Below are 15,438 nucleotides of genomic sequence, written 5' to 3' on the forward strand. Positions count from 1 at the left end.
CTCTACTTTTGCCTAAATTCATCGCCGCTAAGCTTAACCCCTTGCCCCCTCAGGTCTCCCAAAGCTTAGTAACTTAGTACCCCTGTCCAGAACTTATGACTGTCCAGTTAGAAACAATGGATGGATATATTGCTGAGATTCGGCTATGGGCAGCTAATTTTGCTCCCAGAAATTGGGCTTTTTGCCAGGGCCAAATCATTTCTATCGCTCAAAATACGGCTCTATTTTCTCTGCTAGGAACCACCTATGGTGGCAACGGTCAAACTACCTTTGCACTGCCTGATCTGAGAGGCCGGGTTGTTATTGGTACGGGATATGGCCCTGGATTGAGTAATCGCGTATTAGGGGAGATGGCAGGAAGCGAAAATGTAACACTTCTGGCAAACCAAATCCCAGCTCATGCTCACTCTATTGCCAAGACAACGACCGCTGGTACTGATATTGCTAGCAATACCTTTTTGGTCGGTGCACCGGGAGAAACGGCTCAACCGGGTAGCTCTGGCAACGCCGGAGGCAATGCCCCCCATAGCAATATGCAGCCTTACCTAGTGCTGAACTACATCATTTGTATGTATGGTATTTACCCCAGCCGTCCTTAATTAAGACTCGTAGGAATCTCAGGAGATTGCCATGACCAATACAATGACAGAGTCTCCAGGGCAGGATGCCTTGGAATCCCCTCAAAATCTACCGCCTGTTGAAATTATTGGATACCGCACCTTCTGGAATGCAACCGATAACCACGGGCAAATTTGGATCTTGTTTGCTGACGAAACAGGCAAGTTGTTTGATACGGAAACGCCGGAAGAAATGATGATGTTGGTAGATTTGTTGCGCAATGAAAAGCCAATCTACTACGATACTCAACACAATTTCATTATGACTGGATTGGAGCCCGTCGGCGAAGGGGATGTGGATACTAGCACGTAAGAAAACCATCTGATCAATGCTCTATAGGCGTTGAATGATTTTCGTTATTGCTGGGTAAAACGATTGAGAAACATTGCAAATTATGGACGACTATCTTGCTGAGATTCGACTATTTGCCGGTAATTTCGCTCCCTCGGGCTGGGCATTTTGTCATGGTCAGTTAATGTCTATTGACGAGAACTCGGCCCTATTTTCGCTCCTAGGAACAACCTATGGTGGCAACGGTCAAACCACCTTTGCTCTGCCCGATCTGCGAAGTCGAGTTCCTATCTCTGAGGGGCAAGGCCGCGGATTGAGTTATCACGAGTTAGGGGAGCAATCGGGGAGTGAAAACGTAACACTTCTGACCAACCAAATCCCAAATCATAATCACCCTATCGCGAAGACAACGACCACTGGAACGGATGCTTCTAGCAATACGTTTGTGGTCGGTACACCGGGCGGGACGGCCCAAACGAGTAGTTCTGGCAATTTTGGAGGGACGACCCCCCACTCTAATATGCAACCCTATGCGGGGCTGAACTACATCATTTGTGTGGAGGGTTATTACCCTAGCCGGAGTTGACTGAGTAGGAGCAGTTCGTAGTTCGTCGGATCAGTAGATCACAAACATGTTCTTTTGCCACGATTCAGCCCTCACCCCCAGCCCCTCTCCCTTCTGGGTGAGGGCTAGCAGAGACTTTGCGATCTACTGAACCTGCCTTTTTCTAGAACACAATGCCAACAATGCGGGTATTCAAATTCCTTAACCAAGGCACCGTCAACGGCGCTAGGGACAGCAAGGTCGCATTCTAATATCTGTGCTGATCTCCATACTGGTGGCCATCGACCTTCCCCCATAGACGGCACTGGGAAGGACGTAAGGTGGCTAAGAGGCAGTGGACTCGGAAAACTAAGATCGCCATTTATCAAGGCTTGCGGGCGGCGCAATACACCGCTAGGCAAAAAGCACAAAAATAATCGGGTGAGCATGGCCCACCCGACAGGAATCAAGGACAAGAAATAGCGCCCAAAGGCCCAGCCTAGACCTTCTTCAGCCAGCTAAACATGGCCCGCAGATCCTTACCCACTTCTTCGATGGGGTGCTCGGCTTCGCGGCGGCGCATGGCGGTAAAGCCAGCGTTGCCGGACTGATTTTCGAGCACGAATTCGCGGGCGAATTGTCCGGTTTGGATTTCCTTCAGCACCTTGCGCATTTCGGCGCGGGTTTCGTCGGTGATGATGCGGGGGCCACGGGTGTAGTCGCCGTACTCAGCGGTGTTGGAGATGCTGTCGCGCATTTTGGCGAGGCCCCCTTCCACGACGAGATCCACAATCAGCTTCACTTCGTGGAGGCACTCGAAGTAGGCCAGTTCGGGCTGGTAGCCCGCGTTCACCAGGGTTTCAAAGCCGGACTTGATCAGTTCGCTGAGGCCACCGCACAGCACCACTTGCTCACCGAACAGGTCGGTTTCGGTTTCTTCCCGGAAGGTGGTTTCTAGGATGCCAGCGCGGGTGCCGCCGATGCCCTTAGCGTAGGCCATGGCACGGTCGCGGGCTTGCCCGGTGGCGTCTTGGTGGACGGCGAACAGACAGGGTACGCCTTGGCCCTCTTGGTAGGTGCGGCGCACTAGGTGGCCGGGGCCTTTGGGGGCCACCATCACCACATCCACATCGGCGGGGGGCACAATTTGGCCAAAGTTGATGTTGAAGCCGTGGGCAAACAGCAGCACGTTACCCGCTTCTAGGTTGGGGGCGATGGCTTCTTTGTAGATGGTCTTTTGCACTTCGTCGGGCAGCAGAATCATCACCCAGTCGGCCAGTTTGGCGGCTTCGGCTACGGGCTTCACGGTTAGCCCCTCGGCTTCGGCTTTAGCGGTAGACTTGCTGCCTTCGTATAGACCCACAATGACATTGACGCCGCTGTCTTTGAGGTTGAGGGCGTGGGCGTGGCCCTGGGAACCATAGCCAATGATGGCCACGGTTTTGCCGTTGAGTAGGTCTAGGTTGGCGTCACTGTCGTAGTACATGCGGGCCATGGATTGAGTCTCCTTGTTGTCTGAGGCAAGGGCATTGAGATTGCCAGTCTATGATTTTACCAAAAGGAGGTCGGGCTAATCATGGCCGTTATCGACTATCCCTGACAGTTCCGATGACCTACTGTGCGGCTACGCCCTTCGTGCCCTGTACCCTTACCGCAGCCCCAGCCAGGTGACGATGGCCTGCCCCGTGGCCAGTTCAAACAGCACTAGAGCCACAAAGCCAAGCATAGCCGCCCGACCATTGATGCGTTCGGCATAGTCGTTAAAGCCCGACTTAGGACGGTCGATTACAGGGGTAACAAAGGGTTCAGTTTTCATGATTCGGATGCCTTACTTAGAAATCAGTACAAATGAAAATGGGAAGTAGGGTGGACACACCTACCAATTTCTAGTAGCAGGGTGGGCACTGACCACCAACAGAAAAACGGTTGTCTATCGGTTGCCTTGGGAATTGGTATCGGTGAAATAGGAAATCAACAGGAGGGAATTTTGTGGGTAGTAGAACAACCGTTTTATCTCGATTGTCTTAGGAATCGGTGGAGTAGAAATGGGGAATCAACAGGAGTGTTTAGTGGGCACTGCCCACCCTACAGCTACAGCCTGACGGGGCGCTTGTTTAGAAATCCTCAGCCTGATGTAGCTTCAGCACCCACCACCAACCCTGAGCAACCCTCGGTGCGGTTGATGTTTGCCACCCCCGAAGCCCTACCCTGGCCAGACTAGAAAATGTCATGCGTCCTTCAAACTGCACCAACTCGGGACATCTCAAACCCGTAAAAATAGATATCTGCAAACCTATATCTTTGATCTTTGGAACGCCATTCAAGAATACCGATCTCGCTTAGGAAAGCAGAAAATTCATCAAATGTAGGAATTACATCTTGTGCTGATTCTTCCCATATCTTTCTCAAGACCTCCTTCTCAGTTAAAGCTGAAACCCCTTTGATGTTATCCAAGAAATTAGCTAAGTCAGGATACTCTTCCTTGATCGCATGACAGCGTTCTTCTGATGCCTTTCTTAAGCCAACCTCTAAAGACTTACCTCTTAGAAGTCTGTCAGTCGGCGTTTGAATAGATGACTGACCTCTATAAGTCAGTTCTTGGATCTTTGCGCCTTCTAGAAGAATACTTAAACTTCGGGGGAATGTAGTGCTACTAGAATCTGTCAAACGCTCATAAACCCATCTAGATACATACTTTGCTTTAGTTCCCCGTCTACGCCGACTACCCCAAAGTAATTCTAACGCTCTATCAATTGATTCCTCGCTAGCTTGGTCAATACTCTCAATGGGGGAGAACCTTCCTATGAGATCTTTGAATTGGGAAGATTGCAATGCTTGACGTAATGCCAACTTGAGAAAGTCTGTTCTAGTCCACTGCAAAAGTAAGTCACGTCCATTGAAATGACTCTTATTATCAAATATTAGCCCATGCCAAATGTCTTCTCGCAGAAAAATCTTAAATCTAACAAGCTTGACGCCTCTAGAGTCACAGGACTGAACGAATCGGAATAAGCCAGTTAGCGCCTGAACCCTAATCTCGTTACGTTTTGGGAAGTCCTCATCCAGATCATCATATAAAAACCAGGCAATTTTACTTGTTCTCTCCAGACAATCATCTAAAGTATCTAGAGCATCCTTGGCGAGAAGAATAAGATGAGCATCAGTAGATAACCTCATTAAAGCTTGTGTATGTTCATACTTCCAGACATTGCTTGAGATGCTCTTTAGCAAGAGCTTTAATTCATGAAATTTTTCACCTCCTCGGCCACGTGGGAATTTTATGATCTTCGCTTGATTGGCCCGCACCAGCAAATATGAACGCCAAAAAGCTTCCCAGCTACCATTGTTCTTTTGAAGATATTGATGAATCACTTCAAATTCATCACGGGATGGTCTGCTTTCGTGAAATCTTCCATGACCAGAAAAACATACAATATTTTCTAGTCTTCCGTACGCCAGCTTTTTGGCAACATGAAAATGCTTTAAGAATAGCCAGTATAGAGCTGTTTTTCCTGTACCTTTGCGACCACGAATTAAGCACGTTGAATTATCTAGAAAAATTTCAAAGTCCGAAGTTTTCTGAAAAAGCAAGTCTAACTGCTGACCTGGATTCGCAGCATTCACTTCGGGAAAGCTTAAGCTCTCAATTATTTCCCAGCGATGATCTGAGCCTGTGAGAATTTCACTTCTTTCTAACTCATCTGTTTCTTCATCAAGGATATTAGCTATCCTAGTGTAATAATCCAGTAAAGCTGGAACAGGATAGCTGTCAGCTAAAGCAATAGGTGCAAGATAAGGAATCACCAATGGCTCATATATATTATCTGGATCATCCAGCAAGTTTAGTTGATCTTCTTCTTCTTGTTCTTCATCATCGTCTACTGATTTACTATTGTTATTCAAGCTTTCTTGCAATTGAGCCCAAATTTTCTTAACCTTTGTCATTCCAGCTTCTGTCGTATCAGGGACTGGTGTGAATACAAAGTTTAGGGAAAAATTTTTCAAAAACTTCAGCGATTGAATCAATAAATCAATGCCTTCTTTGTTTTGTTCATTCGGAAAAAGAAAGGCTATTACTTCATCAGCCGCACGGAGTAGTGAAAGTGCTCCCCATTGGTTTATTCCTGTACGGGAATCTATCAAAAGAATATCAGGCTTAAGTTGCTCAAAAATTTCTTTTTTGAACGTTGACCATAAGTCTTCTCCGCTATTTAGAGTTGCTGTTGCTCGGAGATCATCAACTTTTGAAATATAATCAAAATTCAAGAGTCCTGCAGGAACTATGAATAATCTACCTGTAGCATTTGGGATCTTTACTTCACCAAATATCTGTGTAATCGAAACGTCGTATTCGACTCCTTCAGGAGCATAGGCACGTTCATAAAAGTAGTCAACAATCCCGTGCTTTGGATTTGGCCTTAGGTGAAATGCTGTACTTAATCCTGGTGCTTCTAAATCTAAGTCAACAGCAACGACCTTACGACCTCGCATTGCAAGAATCCACGCTACGTGAGTCAGTGCAGTAGTTCTACCCACACCTCCCTTATAGGAATAGAAAGTTATAGTACGTGGTAATTTAACATTATGCTCAGTTCGCTTTAATGAAAGACTCTCAGAATCGACAGTGCATTGAGCTAAGTCTTGCCAAGTTCTAATTGGCGACTTTTCTTCTTCACTCAAGGATCTGAGTTGAAGAGATTCGGCTTCTTGGGGTGTATATAGAGATAAAAATCCCAGCGAATAAGAAGATAGACTATCATTCACAAGACTCATCAACTCTTCTTTTCGCTGGGTAAAATTTAGCCCGTTAAAAGACTCGCTCACAATAGTGAAGTTCATTAAGCCCGACGTAGATATATTGATATCTTGCCAGTCTTGAGAGCTTTTTAACAATTTCTCTTGGATTTTTTCTCTGATGATAGTTTTCCAGTTGTCCTTCATTTTAATCTCCCGTTATAGTTGCGTTGCTTGTCTCTGCAGCCAACTGATTAGATTTGTGTAAGCTGAAAACCACTGCTTGTAACTAAGATCTTCGGGTTCATTGCAGGAGTAACGTATGTCAATGAAGTGCTGACTCGGATTTTCTACTGCATTGAGCCATTCAACGACATGCTTGAACTTCTGAGCCCTTGAGTAAAGTCGATTATTACACTTAATTGCCTGTACAAGATTATGCTTTGGATTGCCTATAGTATGGCCAGGATCATTCAAATCAGTCTTCCATTCTTTAACTGTTCCTGTTGGTAAGGAAGACAAGACTATTGCCTTTAATAGACATTCCACTGTAATACCACCAAAATGCATTGCTGCGATTTTCCTATTGGCAGAATGCAAAGCTTTAGTGTCTTTGAAACGATGGAGAAAAGCAGACTGGTAGTCTTCCATATATCATTATGCTAGAAAACATGCGATTCAGAGTCAGATAAGGCTACGGAAGGTACTATCCAGGAGGTGCATTGGACAATGCCCATTTCATCAGCATTATCTAGTATTTAGCTCAGCCTTAGAGCGATTGCTTGATTTGCGCGACCTATCGCAAACCTAGCCAGGTCACAATCGCCTGTCCGGTGGCCAGTTCAAACAGCACTAGAGCCACAAAGCCAAGCATGGCGGCGCGACCGTTGATGCGTTCGGCATAGTCGTTAAAGCCCGATTTGGGGCGGTCGATCACAGGGGTAACAGAAGGTTCAGTTTTCATGGTTCGGATGCCTTGGGAATCGGTACAAGAAAAATAGGAAATCGCCGTAGGGTAGCTTTAGCAGGCGTTTGAGAAGTGATCTGCTGTCGCTTTAGTCCCCTTCTGATCCCCCCTGCCCCCCTTACCAAGGGGGGTAAAAGTCTCCCAATGGAGATTTAGGGGGATCCTAGTCAAAGTCCCCCTTTTTAAGGGGGATTTAGGGGGATCCTAGTTGCCGAAACCGACGTACCAATAGTAGGTGGCCATGGGGATAACCGTGGCCAGCACCAGCAGCACAATCAGGATAACGGCGTTGTTGCCCCGGTTTTCTTCGGTGTCTTCGGCGGAGGCAAAGGTGCTTTCACTGAGGTTGTCGAAGGCTTCGTCGAACACGGGGGCACCGGGGTCGGGCTGGCCACTGAGGACGGCCACTAGGCGGTCGGTGCCATCGAGGAAGGCTTGGTTGTACTTGTCGCCCTGGAGCAGGGGAATCAGCACGGTTTCTTGGGCCACGCTGGTTGCCAGGTCTTCGGGCAACAGGGCCGCAGCCTCTTCGCCGACGCGGATGCCGACGGTTTTGGTCACTTCATCCAGCACTAGCAGCACTTGGTTGGCCTGGTCTTCGGCGGTGGGGTACCAGCGATCAAACAGCTTGTCGGTGAAGGTTTGGATGGTTTCGCCATAGTCGAAGTGGCGGATGGTGACTAGGCGCACTTCCTGCCCAGTTTGGCTGGCCAGTTTGCTAAGGCGACCGGAAATTTTGCCCTCGTTGATGCGGCTGATGATGTCGGCTTCATCCACCAACCAGGTGGCGTCCCCAGCGGCGACCTTGGGCACCTGGAAGGGGGCAATGGCCTGGGCTGGCCCCACCGCTAACCCCAGCACCAACAGCAGCGAACAGATCACACCTAGGACAGTCTGCCGTAGGGCGGAGGAGCCAACATCGCTAAAACGACGGATAAGGGGGGATGGGGTGAATCTTAGCCAGCGCATGGTGAGGTGCAAGGATAGGGTTTTCTCTATTTACTATACGGGGCACCGTAGGGTTAGGAAACCAAAACCGGGAAGCCGCCGCATTAGGGGATTAAAACCTGATTTCCTAATGCGCCAGGTTCTAGGATTTGACGATGCACCATAGCGGCCTCGGCGAGGGAATGGGCCTGGGCCACCACGGGCGACAGGGTGCCATCCCGCAAGCCCGACGCAAGCTGGACTTGAATGTGGTGCAGTCGCTCCGGCGGGGTGCTGAATAGGTTGACGGCGGTAATCGTGCTTTCCTTGGCCATGATGTTCCTGGGGTTGATTTCTACCGTGCCTCGGCTGCCGATAATAACGACCCGCCCACCCGAAGCCAGCAGCGGCAGGTCATGGCCTAGGTTCACGTTGGCCAGCATTTCGAGGATGATATTGACCCCTCGGCCCTCGGTGGCGGCCAGGATGTGATCTCGGTAGTCGGGACTGCGGTGATCCAGAACAAGCTCGGCCCCCTGGGCTTGGACAAGTTCCCGTCCGGCCTGGGTGCCCCCGGTGCCGATGACGCGCAATCCAGCCGTTCGAGCTAGTTGTACGGCGGCCAAACCCACCGCTCCCGTCGCGCCGTGGATTAAGACTGTTTCCCCCGCCTGAGCTTGAGCTTTTTCAAACAGGGCGCGATGGGCGGTGGAGTAGGGGATAAAAATTCCGGCCCCCTGCTCAAAGGACAGGTTCGACGGCAGCGGGTAAACCCAAGCTTCCTCATAGAGGGCAAATTGGGCATAGGTGCCCGTAATCGGCCAGCCGCCATAGACCCGATCCCCCACCTGCACACGGCTTACGGCTTCCCCCACCGCCACCACAATTCCGGCCCCATCGGTGCCGGGGGTATAGGGGAGTTGGGGCAGTCGGCCATAGGTGCCTGCTCGAATGTAGGTATCCACCGGGTTCACCCCAGCGGCCCGAATTTCTACCAAAACCTGTGTAGCAGACTGCCCCTGGAGCGCGTCCGTTGCTTCGAGGGTTAACACCTCTGGGCCACCAAATTGAGCAACACGAATGGCCTGCATGATTGGATCTTTTCTACGTCAAAACGGCATGAGGGTGAGCATACCCCAGCCAGCCACCGTTTTATGAGCAGGCTGAAGGCAAAAACATTGCGGCGGCAGGTAGGCATTCTGGCTACTATGGAGGGCAGAGCCGAGCAAAGCTTTGAGGTCTCACGTTGAGGCCGGGGTAAGGCTGGGCTTGGGCACATCTAGGTCAGACTAGGCCATCGTTTTTAGGCCATGTTTTAGGCAATTGGTAGGGGCTGTCCATGACGCTTTCTGTGTGGCAAGAGCAGGCTAAGGAGGGAGATGCAGAGGCCATCGCCGCCCTGCTAAACCAGTCTCTCACGGCCCAAGGTATAAAGGTTCGGGCCGAACGAGAGAGCTATTGCCTCAACCTGTGGCTAACGGGAGCCACCTTGCCACCCCAGCCCCAGCTGGTGGACTACCTACGGCGGGCCATCGAACGTTTGCAGATCGACTCCATCGGCATTCTGCACATTGAAGCCGAGGCCACCGCTGCCCCAGACCAATCTTGGACGACGGAAATGGCCCTGCTGGCAGGCGTGGTATACCAAGAGGCCCGTGGGTCAAACGAGGTAGAAGCCCCAGACTCCAGGGCGATGGACTCCAGGACACCTTTGGCCATAGGCGAGGCGGAGACGGTTGAGGGAGGCGGAGTGACGGATCCTAGGACACTACCGCCCAAGGTAGCGCGGGCCTACCGAGAGTTGAACCTCACCCCTGAAGCCTCCCTCGCAGACATTGAGCGCAGCTACTTTAAAACCAAGGCTGCGCTACTGCGACAGGGCAAGCGGGCCGATCTAGAACCCCTAAAATGGGCCTTTACCACCTTAAAGGACTATCTCGATCATCCCCCCCAGCCCGAACCTCCCCCCCAGGCCCAACCCTCAGATTTAGGTGACCTAGCCGCCCTTGGAGAATGGCTACCCCTGGGCAGTCTGACACCGGAGGCCACCGGACAGGCGAGTCACGGATCTCGGCCTGATCCCACCTTTGTCCCTTATTCCTCCGCGCCCCCCCTGGCTGAAGACCCTAGTTCAAACCCCGCCCTGCCCCTTCAAACCTTGCTGCAAAATCGGGGGCTTCCGGCTCAGGTGGTGCTGCGGGCTGATCAGTTACATATCCGTTGGCCAGCAGTGCGGGTGACGAATCCGAAACAGACTACCGCCCAAATCTATGCCCTGCTGCTCCAGCAAGATTGGGTAGCCCTGGGCCTGGGTGATGAGGTGACGACGCTTGTGGTCGCCGCCCTCGATAGCCGCAACCATGTCGTGTGGCGACAAACCCTAACCCTGCCCCAGCGGCCCACGGTCGAGGAGGACACCGACCTGATGTCCTTCAACAACCGCTATAGCAACGGCATTATTTTCCCCGCCCTGCTGGTGATCGGGATGCTGCTCAACGCCATACCTATCCTTGATTTACTCCTGCGGGGTATCAAAATTTGGATTCACGAGTTTGGCCATGCCGTCATCGCTTGGCTGGCCGGACGACAGGCCATTCCTCTCCCCATCGGCTGGACAAATGTGAACCCCGAACGATCCGTTTTTGTGTATTTGGGGGTGTTGATTTTGCTGGGGTTGCTGTATTGGTCGGGCCAAAAAGAGGGCAAACGTTGGCCCATGGTGCTGGCGGTGGGGCTGGCCCTAGTGCAATTTGCCATGACCTGGCTGATGTCGCCCACCACCTTCGATATGCTATTTTTCTTTGGCGGCATCGGCGGTGAACTCTACCTCAGCACCCTGCTGATGGTGAGCTTTTTCTTTCCTCTGCCTGCCTACTGGCGCTGGGATTTCTACCGCTACCCCGTGGTCATCGGTGCGGCCTTCACCTTTTGGGGCCAGTTTTGGCTTTGGAAACGGATTCGCATGGGCAGAGCCTCCATCCCCTTTGGCGCGATGTGGGGCGATACCGAGCACGGCGACATGAACATCCTCGTCAACCGTCACAACTGGGAACCGGGCCAAATCATCGGCACCTACAACACCATCGCTAACCTGTGCTTCTTGGCCCTGCTAGGAGCCTATGCCTACACCCTCTATCGCCAACATCGCCATCGTCTTTGGCTCCTGTGGCACTAGAGGCTTGATTCAGTATTGCATGATACCAAAATTGAAATTATCCCCAGGAAAGTCAGCGAAAATCCAGACAAAATCTCTCGGTGGAAGAGGTCTCTGGGGCGGGTTTTCCCGGAAGATGGAGGGAGGGAACCTCAGGAGATATCACCGTGATCGCCCCAGCACAAAACCCCCAAACGACTGCGATGCAGTACGAAGCCAAGACGCTGGCCATTGCCAATGCGCTATTATTAGCCAGCCGTGAAAAAAAGAATATTTTTGCCCAAATGCGCGACCAAATGCGCTGGGACGACAAAATTATGGACTTTGCCATGGGCAACCCCGGCCTCAAAGTCCAGCTCTTTCGCTTCATTGATGCCCTGCCTGCCCTGCGCAGTAAGCCGGAAATCGCCCGTCATTTGCAAGAGTATCTATCCGCCGAAGAAGTGGAGTTACCCGCCGCCCTCAAGGGACTGCTGAACTTTACGAATCCCGATTCCGTCCCCGGTCAGCTTGCCGCTACCACGGTGGCCCCGGCGGTGGAAACCCTGGCCTACCGCTACATTTCCGGCGAAACCATCGAGAAATCTATCAAGGCCATCGAGCGGCTCCGCAAAGACAAGCTCACCTTCACCATGGATTTGCTGGGGGAAGCGGTGATCACCGAAGAGGAAGCCCAGGCCTACCTTCAGCGCTACCTGGATTTGATGGAGCAGCTCTCTGCCGCCGCCAAGGACTGGAAGCCCGTTGAGGCGATTGATTCCGCCGATGGGAAGGACATCCCGAAAGTCCAGGTTTCCGTCAAGCTGACGGCCTTCTATTCCCAGTTCGACCCCTTGGATGCGGCGGGCAGTCGGGCCAAGGTGAGCGAGCACGTGCGCACCCTGCTGCGGCGGGCCAAGGATCTGGGCGTGGCGGTGCATTTCGACATGGAGCAATACCGCTACAAAACCCTCACCCTGGCGATTTTGAAGGACATTCTGATGGAGGCGGAGTTCCGCCAACGGGACGACATCGGCGTGACGATGCAAGCCTACCTGCGCGACAGCTACCACGACCTGAAGGATCTGGTGCTGTGGGCGAAAAATCGCGGCACCCCCGTCACCGTGCGCCTAGTCAAAGGGGCCTACTGGGATCAGGAGACCATCACGGCGCGGCAAAACGGCTGGCCCAGCCCGGTCTATAGCGAAAAGGTTTCCACCGACGCCAACTACGAGCGCATGACCCGCCTGCTGCTGGAGAACCACGGCACCCTCTACGCCGCCATCGGTAGCCACAATGTGCGCTCCCAGGCCCACGCCATGGCCATTGCCGAGGAACTCAACATACCCCGCCGCCACATCGAGCTGCAAGTGCTCTACGGCATGGCCGACAAACTGGCCAAAACCCTGGCCGATAAAGGCTTTCGGGTGCGGGTCTATGCCCCCTTTGGGGAACTGATTCCCGGCATGTCCTACCTGATTCGGCGGCTGCTGGAGAATACGGCCAATAGCTCCTTCCTGAAGCAAAGCCAGGGGGATGTGCCCGTGGAGCAGCTCCTCGCCGCCCCAGAATTTGTGGGCGAAGATATCGAAGGGGCAGAGCGGCAAGCCGTGGCGGTGCCCTTCCCCAATGCGGCGGATATTGATTTTGCCATCACCACCCAGCGCACCCTGGCGGCGGAGGCTCTGAAGACCGTCCACGCCCAACTGGGCCAGCGCTACAACCCGATCATCAACGGCGCATCCGTCGAAACCGAGGAAGTGGTGGAGTCCGTCAACCCTGCCAAGCCCTCGGAAATTGTCGGCAAACTGGGCCTCGCCAGCCAAGACCAGGCCGACCAAGCCCTCGCCGCCGCCAAGGCCGCCTTCCCTGCCTGGGCCGCCACCCCCGCTAAGGAACGGGCCGCCATTCTGCGCCGCGCCGCCGAAATCATGGAGGCCCGCCGCCACGAACTCAATGCCTGGATGGTCTACGAAGTGGGCAAACCCCTAGGGCAGGCCGACCCAGAGGTGTCTGAGGCCATCGACTTCTGCCGCTACTACGCCGACGAAATGGAGCGCCTCGACGCGGGCTACGCCTACGACTATCCCGGCGAAACCAACCGCTATCGGTACTTCCCCCGTGGGCTGGCGGTGGTGATTTCCCCTTGGAACTTCCCGCTGGCCATCGCCACGGGCATGACCGTCGCCGCCCTCGTTACCGGGAACTGCACCATCCTCAAACCCGCCGAAAACTCTGCGGTGATCGCTGCCAAACTAGCGGAAATTTTGATAGAAGCCGGAATGCCCGCCGGAGTGTTCCAATACCTGCCCGCTAGGGGTTCCACCGTGGGGGCGCACCTGGTCAACCACCCCGATGTCCACATGATCGCCTTCACGGGTTCCCGCGAGGTGGGTTGTCGGATCTACGCCGACGCAGCCCAATGGCGACCGGGGCAGCGCCACCTGAAGCGAGTGGTGGCCGAAATGGGCGGCAAAAACGCCATCATCATCGACGAAAGCGCCGACCTGGATCAGGCCGTGCAAGGGGTGGTCTACTCCGCCTTTGGCTTTAGCGGCCAAAAGTGTTCCGCCTGCTCCCGCGCCATCGTGGTGGCCTCGGTCTACGACACCTTCGCCCATCGCCTAGTAGAAGCCACCCGCTCCCTGAATGTGGGCGACCCGGCCCAGCCCAGCACCAAGGTCGGCCCCGTCATCGATGCCAAGGCCCAGGCCGCCATCCAGGGCTACATCGAAAAAGGTAAGGCCGAAGCCACCCCGGCCCTAGCCATGCCTGCGCCGGAAACGGGCTACTTCGTTGGCCCCACGGTGTTTACGGATGTAAAACCCGATGCCGTGATCGCCCAGGAGGAAATCTTCGGCCCCGTCCTCGCCGTCATCAAAGCCCAGGACTTCGAGGATGCCCTCCGCATCGCCAACGACACCGACTACGGCCTCACCGGAGGACTCTATTCCCGCACGCCCTCCCACATCGAGCGGGTACAAACCGAGTTTGCGGTGGGCAACCTCTACATCAACCGAGGCATCACAGGGGCGGTGGTGTCTCGCCATCCCTTCGGCGGCGGCAAAATGTCTGGGGTGGGCTCTAAGGCGGGCGGGCCAGATTACCTGCTGCAATTCCTAGAACCCCGCCACGTCAGCGAAAACGTGCAACGCCAGGGCTTTGCGCCGATTGAAGGAGTAGACTAGGCCGCAAAGATCCCAGGGTTCTTGTGTTGGCAGGCCATACTTGCCAATACCCGCAAGCAGAACCCTGGGATCTCGTCTTCCCTGGTGATCCTCAATGCTCTCCGACATTACCTACTAATGTGGTGGCAACGCTGATGTGAGCTTTCTGTAAAGATTTGTACAATGGCCCTGTGCATTGTCTGGAATATGGAACTTTTGCCCGATATAACCGAGATAATTGAGTAAATTAATAAAAACTAACTAAGAACACCATGTCTGAGACCCCCATTAAGTTGACGATCACCTTCAACGACCCTGACCTAGACGCAGAGGAGCGGGATGAGCAGGCACAGCGGCTCATGACTGAGCTGAGGCAAATGGATGAAGTGAACGCTGTTGAGCGTGTATTGGATCCTAACCCACCGGAAGGTAACAAGGCGATAGGCGGAATGCTGGCGGGTTTGCTAACGGCTCAGGTGAGTGCCTCCAATGCTCAAAAGTTGATGGGGTTTCTGGGTGATCGCCTCGGTGGTAAGCCAATTGAATTGGAAGTTGAGGCAAATGGCAAAAAGCTGACGGTGAAAGCCCACAGTCGGGAAGAATTAGAAGCGGCGATTCAAGCAGCGCAAGATTTCGTGGCAGCATAGGCAGGCAGATATGGCAAAGGTTGCGTTGTTGATTGGGGTCAGCGAGTATGATCCGGGGTTAAATCCGTTACCTGCGGCGGTGAAAGATATTGAAGCGCTGCGGCGAGTGTTGCAAGATCCAGAGATGGGTGGGTTTGATGAGGTGAAAATCCTTGCCAATCCTGACGCCCATACAATGCAGCTTGAAATTGAGACGCTGTTTGATGGCTGACTGCCTGACACATCTTTATGCCGCCTCCCAGGGGGGCAATTGACATCGTATGGACTGGATCCTAGAGAACCAGATGCGGTCATAGTACTGGTCTTCGGCGTTTTTAGAGGCAAAGCAGGGTTCAGGGTCAACGGTGAGCAGGGGGATGGGTTGGAGCAACGGACGCCCTTTGTTGACGGCACCCTTGAGCCAGCGGAGG

The 15,438-nt window shown here is 53.1% G+C and carries 15 protein-coding genes; 7 read left to right on the forward strand and 8 right to left on the reverse strand.

Annotation, left to right across the window (positions count from 1 at the left end; translation table 11 throughout):
- Positions 1–95 precede the first annotated feature (95 nt).
- A complete protein-coding gene (locus tag H6G62_RS23260) occupies positions 96–599 on the forward strand; it encodes a tail fiber protein (RefSeq protein ID WP_199325193.1) in 504 nt (167 codons plus the stop codon).
- Positions 600–630: 31 nt separating this feature from the next.
- Positions 631–930 carry a hypothetical protein gene (locus H6G62_RS23265; protein WP_190499654.1) on the forward strand — a complete coding sequence of 100 codons (300 nt, stop codon included), beginning with the start codon at positions 631–633 and terminating at the stop codon, positions 928–930.
- A 1,022-nt stretch (positions 931–1,952) separates the two neighbouring features.
- Here H6G62_RS23265 and ilvC read toward each other — a convergent pair.
- Positions 1,953–2,948, reverse strand: coding sequence for a ketol-acid reductoisomerase (ilvC, locus tag H6G62_RS23275; RefSeq protein WP_190499656.1), 996 nt, complete (start codon positions 2,946–2,948; stop codon positions 1,953–1,955).
- A 153-nt stretch (positions 2,949–3,101) separates the two neighbouring features.
- Complete coding sequence (locus H6G62_RS23280; protein WP_199325195.1) at positions 3,102–3,269, reverse strand: chlorophyll a/b-binding protein; 168 nt, start codon at positions 3,267–3,269, stop codon at positions 3,102–3,104.
- Positions 3,270–3,515: 246 nt separating this feature from the next.
- On the opposite strand from H6G62_RS23280, the gene H6G62_RS23285 reads away from it, so the two are divergent.
- On the forward strand, positions 3,516–3,674 hold the full coding sequence (locus H6G62_RS23285; protein WP_190499658.1) for a hypothetical protein: 159 nt from the start codon (positions 3,516–3,518) through the stop codon (positions 3,672–3,674).
- 17 nt (positions 3,675–3,691) lie between these two features.
- On the opposite strand, the gene H6G62_RS23290 is transcribed toward H6G62_RS23285, so the two are convergent.
- From H6G62_RS23290 to H6G62_RS23310, 5 genes are all read right to left on the reverse strand, one after another.
- Entirely contained in the window at positions 3,692–6,394 is a 2,703-nt protein-coding gene (locus H6G62_RS23290; protein ID WP_190499660.1) for an AAA family ATPase, read from the reverse strand.
- Positions 6,395–6,406: 12 nt separating this feature from the next.
- Positions 6,407–6,838 (reverse strand): hypothetical protein, encoded by a 432-nt coding sequence (locus H6G62_RS23295; RefSeq protein ID WP_190499662.1) that lies wholly within the window; start codon positions 6,836–6,838, stop codon positions 6,407–6,409.
- 145 nt (positions 6,839–6,983) lie between these two features.
- Positions 6,984–7,151 (reverse strand): chlorophyll a/b-binding protein, encoded by a 168-nt coding sequence (locus H6G62_RS23300; protein ID WP_190499664.1) that lies wholly within the window; start codon positions 7,149–7,151, stop codon positions 6,984–6,986.
- Between the two features lie 207 nt (positions 7,152–7,358).
- Complete coding sequence (locus tag H6G62_RS23305) at positions 7,359–8,135, reverse strand: TPM domain-containing protein (protein ID WP_242052242.1); 777 nt, start codon at positions 8,133–8,135, stop codon at positions 7,359–7,361.
- A gap of 71 nt (positions 8,136–8,206) precedes the next feature.
- Complete coding sequence (locus H6G62_RS23310) at positions 8,207–9,172, reverse strand: NADPH:quinone reductase (RefSeq protein WP_190499666.1); 966 nt, start codon at positions 9,170–9,172, stop codon at positions 8,207–8,209.
- Positions 9,173–9,420: 248 nt separating this feature from the next.
- Between H6G62_RS23310 and H6G62_RS23315 the strand changes: the two genes are divergently transcribed.
- From H6G62_RS23315 to H6G62_RS23330, 4 genes are all read left to right on the forward strand, one after another.
- On the forward strand, positions 9,421–11,256 hold the full coding sequence (locus tag H6G62_RS23315; RefSeq protein WP_190499668.1) for a hypothetical protein: 1,836 nt from the start codon (positions 9,421–9,423) through the stop codon (positions 11,254–11,256).
- Between the two features lie 182 nt (positions 11,257–11,438).
- Positions 11,439–14,402 carry an L-glutamate gamma-semialdehyde dehydrogenase gene (gene pruA / locus H6G62_RS23320; protein WP_190499681.1) on the forward strand — a complete coding sequence of 988 codons (2,964 nt, stop codon included), beginning with the start codon at positions 11,439–11,441 and terminating at the stop codon, positions 14,400–14,402.
- A gap of 251 nt (positions 14,403–14,653) precedes the next feature.
- Complete coding sequence (locus H6G62_RS23325; protein WP_190499670.1) at positions 14,654–15,028, forward strand: hypothetical protein; 375 nt, start codon at positions 14,654–14,656, stop codon at positions 15,026–15,028.
- Positions 15,029–15,038: 10 nt separating this feature from the next.
- The gene (locus H6G62_RS23330) at positions 15,039–15,239 is read left to right on the forward strand and encodes a caspase family protein (RefSeq protein WP_199325196.1); all 201 of its coding nucleotides are present in this window, start codon (positions 15,039–15,041) and stop codon (positions 15,237–15,239) included.
- Between the two features lie 15 nt (positions 15,240–15,254).
- On the opposite strand, the gene H6G62_RS23335 is transcribed toward H6G62_RS23330, so the two are convergent.
- A partial coding sequence (locus H6G62_RS23335) for a hypothetical protein (protein ID WP_190492888.1) occupies positions 15,255–15,438 on the reverse strand: 184 nt, incomplete at its 5' end.

Origin of the sequence: Phormidium sp. FACHB-1136, assembly GCF_014697375.1 — a bacterium.
GTDB lineage: Bacteria > Cyanobacteriota > Cyanobacteriia > Phormidesmidales > Phormidesmidaceae > Nodosilinea.